5 protein-coding genes are annotated in these 6896 nt (G+C 58.2%); 3 read left to right on the forward strand and 2 right to left on the reverse strand.

Annotation, left to right across the window (positions count from 1 at the left end; all coding sequences use genetic code 11):
* Positions 1-9 precede the first annotated feature (9 nt).
* The gene (locus VGK48_03960) at positions 10-1992 is read right to left on the reverse strand and encodes a PQQ-dependent dehydrogenase, methanol/ethanol family (protein ID HEY2380319.1); all 1983 of its coding nucleotides are present in this window, start codon (positions 1990-1992) and stop codon (positions 10-12) included.
* Between the two features lie 428 nt (positions 1993-2420).
* Here VGK48_03960 and VGK48_03965 point away from each other — a divergent pair, with 428 nt between their 5' ends.
* From VGK48_03965 to VGK48_03975, 3 genes are all read left to right on the forward strand, one after another.
* Positions 2421-3848, forward strand: a complete 1428-nt coding sequence (locus VGK48_03965; GenBank protein HEY2380320.1) for a carboxypeptidase-like regulatory domain-containing protein — start codon at positions 2421-2423, stop codon at positions 3846-3848.
* Positions 3845-5413: a carboxypeptidase-like regulatory domain-containing protein gene (locus VGK48_03970; protein ID HEY2380321.1), complete on the forward strand. Its 1569-nt coding sequence runs from the start codon at positions 3845-3847 to the stop codon at positions 5411-5413. The genes VGK48_03965 and VGK48_03970 overlap by 4 nt, the downstream gene beginning before the upstream one ends.
* A gap of 244 nt (positions 5414-5657) precedes the next feature.
* Positions 5658-6200: a hypothetical protein gene (locus VGK48_03975; GenBank protein ID HEY2380322.1), complete on the forward strand. Its 543-nt coding sequence runs from the start codon at positions 5658-5660 to the stop codon at positions 6198-6200.
* Between the two features lie 230 nt (positions 6201-6430).
* Here VGK48_03975 and VGK48_03980 read toward each other — a convergent pair.
* Positions 6431-6896: hypothetical protein (locus VGK48_03980; protein ID HEY2380323.1), on the reverse strand; the 466-nt coding region annotated here is incomplete at its 5' end.

Raw genomic sequence — 6896 nt, forward strand, 5'->3', positions numbered from 1 at the left:
CCCTTTTACTCAGTTCTGAACAGCGTAAACGAGCAGTTTCGGATTATTGGCGCCGGGCGCGGCAGGGGCCGGCGGGGCACCGTTTCCACGTTGAGCCGCAGCTGCAGTTGCCTCTTGTTGAGGTGGTGCGCCACGTCCCGCACTCCCAGTTCCTGGTGCGGCGCCACGTCCGCGTCCACCGCCTCCACCGCGTTGAGGAGCGCCGGTTCCACCCATGACGGCGATGTATTGCTTGCCGTCCATCATGTAGGTCATCGGCGGGCCGGTGCCGGCAGTCACCGGCATCGCCATATCGAGAAGCTGTTCACCCTTGTCGGCAGTAAATGCTTTCAGATGGCCGTTGCCGAGCGTCTGGAAAACGAGGTTTGAAGCCAGCGATAGCGTGCCGCCGCCGGACTGCCCGCCGCCGGGCGCGAACCATCGTTCCTTTTGTGTTGCTGGGTCCCAGGCGGTGAGAATGCCGCCGCGCACTTTGCTGCCGTCGGGATTCTTGCGGTCGGGTCCGTGCGGAGGGGGCGACGCCATCGGGGTACCGCCGCGGGCTCCACCCAGATTGAGACCGAAGTTCTGGCTTCCTGGAGTCGGAGAGAACGTGTCAGAGGCAACGAAGCTGAATGTGTTCTCGACCGCGATCGGAACATAAATCAGACCGGTGTTCGGATTGAATGACATCTGCGACGTGTTGTGCATCTGCACCGGATAAACCGTCACACCTTTTTTCGAAGAGTAAAGCGCGTCGGGATGAACATTGGGACGCCCGGTTTTCGGATCGATTCCGGTAGCCCAGCTCACCTGAGACATCTCGGACGCCGAGATGAATTCGCCGTTCGTGCGATCGATCACGTAGAAGTAGCCGTTCTTGTTCGCCTGCATGACGACCTTGCGATTGCGGCCGTCGATTTTGATATCCGCAAGGAGCAGGTGCTGAATGGCGTCATAGTCCCACTCGTCTCCGGGCGTGCATTGGTAATGCCACTTCAATTGTCCGGTATCTGCGTTCAGGGCGATGATCGATGCGACGTAGAGATTGTCCAGGCGCGTCGCCTGCCTGCCGCCATTACGAACGTCCGCGGACCAGACTGCGCCATTCCCGGTTCCGACATACAAAAGGTTCTCATCGGGATCGTAGGCCATGCCGTCCCAGATCGATCCGCCGCCGCCCTGCTTCCACCATTCGCCGCCCCAGGTTTTCGCTGCGGCTTCCATGGCTTTGCTCTCGAATCCCTTCGCAGGGTCTCCCGGCGTGACGTAGAACTTCCACAGCTCTTTGCCGGTGTTCACATCGAAGGCGGAAATGTATCCCCGGAATGGAGGAAATTCGGCGCCGGCATTCCCGATGAAAACTTTGCCCTTCGCGACACGCGCCGCAATCGTGATGGAGTATGAAGAAATCTCACCCTCTTTCGGCTGCGGAATCGCCCATGTCGACCACAACAGTTTTCCGGTCGCGGCATCCAAAGCCTGCATCCGGCCATCGATCACGGGGACGAGCACCTTGCCTTCGTATAGCGCAACGCCGCGGCTATTCACACCACAACAGAGGCGCGATTTACCCTGCTGCGTCATCGTGCGGTCCGCTTCCGGGTCATAGCGCCATATCTGTTTGCCGGTTTTCGCGTCGACTGCGGCAACAATGCTCCAGTTGGTGATGGTATAGAGGACGCCGTTCGAATAGAGAGGCGTCGCCTGCTGGTTGCCGCCGCCGGTTCCCAGTTCGTAAGACCAGGCCAGGCTCAATTTGCCCACGTTTTCGGGATTGATCTGAGTCATCGGGCTGTACCGGTTTTCGTTCCAATTCATCCCGTTGCTCAACCAGTCCGTACTTTTTCCTGCGTTCTTGAGCGTCTTATCGTCGATCTTCTTGACCTGTTGTTGCTGAACTTTACCTGATGCTGCGCCCTGCCGGGCTTGCGCTTCGCGCAACGTCGCCCATGTAAAAAGGAAAATCCCGGGAAGTCCCAGGAGAAGCCATTTCACTCGCTGTGCCGTCATAAGTGCTCCCTTTAAGGTGAAAGAGTCTCAGTGGGGATATCAGACCTATCCGAGGGTGTCAAGACCATATCAAAGAAAGGGTTCATTGGAAGTTGGATCATTGGAGGTTTCTGCATTTCAAATTAGGAATGAAAAAATCTCGAGTGATGCAACTTCCAATAGAGCCAAAATGACTTTGCGACTTTTGAACCAATACCCCACTCCGGTTGTCCATGACACATGCCGGCAATTACCGCGTTTATCGGGGGGCTGATTGTCTTCTTCGTGGGATTGCAAGTCCAGCCGGATCCGCTGCGGGGGGCGATGGAAGGAACCGTCGTTCGTTCAGGCGCGGCCACTTCTGAGCCGATACCGAACGCGAGAGTCGAGCTCAAGCCGGGAACTTTTCGACAGCGACGGACCTCAACGGAGCCTTCCGCTTCCTGAACGTGCCGCCGGGCGAATACACGGTTTCGGTGTCGCACGCCGGATTCGTTCTGATGCAGGATCCCCGGCGGGGCGTGACCGCGTCCGGCTTCAAGATTGGCCTCAGCGGCGGTCAGACTTTGAGGAATATCGTGCTGCCGATGGCGGCCGCGCCGGTGATTTCGGGAACCGTTGTCGGCCCGGACGGTCAACCGCTGGCTGCTGCGCTGGTGCGCGCCTACGTCCGACAGTACACGCCCTACGGGACGCGGATGCGGGTCGTGAAAAAAGGCATGACGGACGATCTGGGAGCATTCCGATTGTCCGGCCTGTCTTTCGGCGAATACTTCGTCAGCGCAGGATACGGCGACCGTGAGCGCGCGGAAGCCGTCGGAAAAACGCAATTGAGCGCAAATGTGTCCCGCGCAGACGACGGCTATGTCACGCAGTTCTACGATGGGACCGGGGAGCTTTCGTACGCGCGTCCGGTCCGTCTCGCCCCGGATTTCGATGACGGAGGGGTCACGATCTACCTGAAGGAACCAGCCCGATTCCGAATACACGGCCAGGTCGTTCCTCCACTGGCCGGAGTCAAAATTGCGATAGTTCCGAAAGGCAGCGACCTGGCGGAAGCCACTTCCTTTGTGCAGACGGGTGCGGGCGGCGCGTTCGAAATCCGCGGTGTTTCGCCGGGAACTTATTTGCTGCTGGGCACAATTATATCGGCGTACGGATCCTTTTCGTCGGACGTCATGACACTCAACGTAAAGGACAGTGATCTCGACGGCATACGCATGGCTCTGATCATGACGCAGCGCGTCTCCGGTGGAGTGACTTTGGATTTCGGTCAGCCGATCAACTTCGCCGCGCCGCATGTCCGGCTGGTACGCAGCACGATCGAATTCGATCAGACACTGACAGAAGATGTGAAGCCGGACGGCACGTTTGCTTTCGCAGACGTTCCCGCCGGCGAGTGGGACATCGTGGTCGAACCGATTCCGCCGGGTATGTATGTGAAAAGCATCAACTCGGCCGGACGCAACCTCCTTTCCGGAGGCAACAGGCTTTCCGGGAGCGCACCGATCCAGATCGTTGTCGCACCCGCTCCCGATACGTTGGACGTGCAGGTCACCAACGGGGCGGACCCGGCGATTGGCGCTCAAGTAGCGGTCGTACCCGCCGCTACTTTACGCCGGCGGGCCGATCGTTATTTCACGGGCTTTACGGACAGCTCCGGCCATCTTCGTTTGAGCGCCCTTCCGCCCGGCACCTACACCGTTTATGCGTTCGAGCGGATCGAGTCGGGCGCGTATTATGCGTTGGGCGCGAACATTTCGGGAGCCAGTCCGTTCAGGGATCGCGGTGTTTCCGTCACGCTCGGAGACAACGGCGGCAAGACAATAGAGCTGAAAGCGATTCCCGCGGCGGAAACGGCGGGAGGAATCCGTTGATCCGCCCCCTGGTTGCTGCAGCGCTGGCCGTCATTGCACTTCAGCTTGCTCCTGCTCCCGGCTCGATCGCCGGAAGCGTCGTGAAGTCGGGCACTGCCATCCGCCAGCCGTTACGGAATGCGCGTCTGGAACTGAGCGGTGGCCCGAACACGCTAATTGCGAGAACCGACGGCAACGGCGAATTCATGTTCTCGAATCTTCCGCCGGGACAGTACACAATGGCCGTAACTTGCGACGGCTACATCCGGCAACAGCGTTCGACGAAGATTATCCTCAGCGCCCGCCAGATGGCGGCCAAGGTTGGCTTTGAGCTGGATCCGGCTCCCACCGCTGCCGGCTGGGTTTTGGATAACGTTGGTGAACCCATCGCCAATGTCATGGTCGAGGCGCTCCGCCGAGCCTACGATGTGCGGGGAAACGCCCGCCTGTCGCGGGCGGCGACCGGTATCACCAATGATCGCGGCGAGTACCGTATTTTCTGGCTCGATCCCGGCGACTACTTCTTCTATGCCGCATCACCCTTGCCTGCAGGCGATGATCCGGCGCCGGAGAGCGCCGTCGCTCCGACTTATTTTCCAGGCGTCGGTACGCCGGAAGGCGCGAAGCCGGTCCGATTGGATATCGGCCGGGAAGTCCGCGTCGATTTCCGCCTGCAGCATGCGGCGTTGTGGTCGGTGGCAGGCCATACCATGAATGAAGTCTCCGGCCGGGCGGTGCCCGCCGCCCTCACGATGGCCCCGCCATCGGTGGATCCAAGTCTTTCCCGCTATCAGGCGCAAAGCTCTGCCGCCGGGCAGTTCGCAATCGAGGGTGTCGCGCCCGGCTCTTATATATTGGTGGCGAAGAGCGGAGCGGGAAACCAGGAACTCACGGCAGTCGAGCGCATCGAGATCCGAGCTGCTCCGGCTGGAGGAGCCTACACCACAACGGTTTCGCTAAGCCCGGCGCAGGTGATAAACGGCCGCTTGTTTCTCGAATCCGGCGCCTCGGCGGACTTACGTCAGATTGCCGTCTCGCTGACCTCCGTAGATCCCGCCCTGCCCTCTCCCCCGAGTGTGCTCGCGCGCACCGATGGCCAGATCACGCTGAACGGAATCGTGCCGGGGAATTATGTGGTCGATGTGTCCAACCTTCCCCAGGACTTTTACCTGAAAGCCGCGCGTTTCGGCGACGCCGATGTTCTGGAGAACACGGTGAGCGTGGGAAAGCGGCCCACCGGGGATCCGCTGCAGATCCTGCTGGGCTCCGACGGCGGCCATTTGCCGGTGAAGACGTTCGATTCGAAAGGAGAACTGCGTACCGGTGTCAACGTTGTCCTTATTCCAGATGCTTCGCGTCGTAATCGCCGCGAACAATACCGCGCTGGGCTTTCCGGAGACGATGGACAGGTGACCCTTCGCGGAATCCCCCCTGGAAACTACAAGGCGTTTGGCTGGGAAGAACTTGCACCAAACGCTTACCTGAATCCGATTTATCTCGAACCTTACGAAGCCCTCGGCGTGCCGGTCAAAATCGAGGCCGGCGGGAATCCCGATCTTTCGATTCGACTGATTCCGAAAGAATAGCTAGGCTCTGAAATATCTTCGCTTCCAGATATCGCGTCACTTTTCTGGAGCTAAGGGCGAGTAACTTCAAACAAAAAAAGTGCGCTTCGCGGTTCGTTGACAACCGCCCCGCCCGAGCGTTCCAACGTTTGATCGCTCGGGCACCCCGCCTTGGAAAGGCGGGGAATGTCCTCGCCACGCAATCTTTTGTGCAAAGCCCCAGCCACGCCCGACAAGGCCCCTTGCTTGAAGTCCGATTTCGAGTATGATGAACGCTCAATTTGCCATTTATAAGGAGTACCCGGTGGTTGTTGGTTTTCTGGAAAGTCTTGAAGGTACAGGCATCAGTCTGTTTGTTCGCGAGTCCGATTCTCTTTGGAGTTTCCCCGCCATATTAACGACTCATGCCTTCGGCTACTGTTTCATCATGGCGACCAATTTGATCGTCTGTGCGCGCATGCTGGGCTTTGCCCGCAGCATTCCGTTCAAGCCATTGAAAAAGCTGTTTCCGGTAATGTGGCTGGGGCTGATCGTGACCACGATCACAGGCCTGATGCTGGTCATGGCGGCGGCGCAGAAACGGGTTCCCAACCCCATTCTGTGGTTCAAGATGATTTTACTAGCCGTGGCGACGCCGATGATGTGGAAGTTCGAGATGAGGGTCTTTACAGATCCCTCAGTCGACGAAAACAATCTTCCGCGCAGCGCGAAAACGATGGCGGCCTGCCAGATGGCGTTGTGGATGTTGATTATGATCAGCGGGCGCCTGATCCCCTATTCTGCGACGATACTCGGGGACGGCTACTGATCTTTGGTTCTTATTGGAAATTCGAGATTGGAAGTTGGAGATTGGAAATCCGATCTCCAATTTCCAACCTCCAATCTCGAATTTCCAATAGAACTACATGTCCTTCTCGATCTTCTCGGCGTTCTTGTCGATCTTGTAAATCGCAAAACAGGCCAGCGCGCTGACGGCGAGAACGATAGTTGCAGAGATGTAAAGGATACTCAGGATCGCCATATCTAATTCAAACCCCTCTAATTAACCCAGGGAAGAAAACGTCCGTAAATCATCACGACGACAACCAGCACAAACGTCGCCACCGCGGCGATTTTCGCCAGGGCAGGAGCGTTGTCCTCCGCACGCACCTTCCAGGGCTCATCGAACATCGTGAAATAGAGGATGGGAACGGTCGCCAGAATCATTCCCAGGATCTTGATATGGAACCCCGTCTTGCCGAGGTAGAGTTGGGGGGCGCCGGAGTAGAAGATCATTCCGGTGATGGTGTTGATCACAAAACCGATAATGGCCACGGGCAACAGCCGGTGCAGTGCCTGGAAGCTGATGCCCTTCATAATACCGAGCATACGGAACAGCAGGACGGTCGACACGCCGAAAAGGAACGCCATTCCGACGTAGTGGATCATTTCGAGCGTCGGCCAGGACCAGGAATGGTCGTTGATCCACATTTCGATCATCGCGCGCCAGCCCACTGCTTCCGTG

This window comes from Terriglobia bacterium (assembly GCA_036496425.1).
GTDB lineage: Bacteria > Acidobacteriota > Terriglobia > 20CM-2-55-15 > 20CM-2-55-15 > 20CM-2-55-15.

What these genes read in the sequence shown, in the direction of transcription:
- VGK48_03960 (HEY2380319.1), bottom strand. Translation starts at nt 1,992, where the DNA reads ATGACGGCACAGCGAGTGAAATGGCTTCTCCTGGGACTTCCCGGGATT.
- VGK48_03975 (HEY2380322.1), top strand. Translation starts at nt 5,658, where the DNA reads ATGATGAACGCTCAATTTGCCATTTATAAGGAGTACCCGGTGGTTGTT.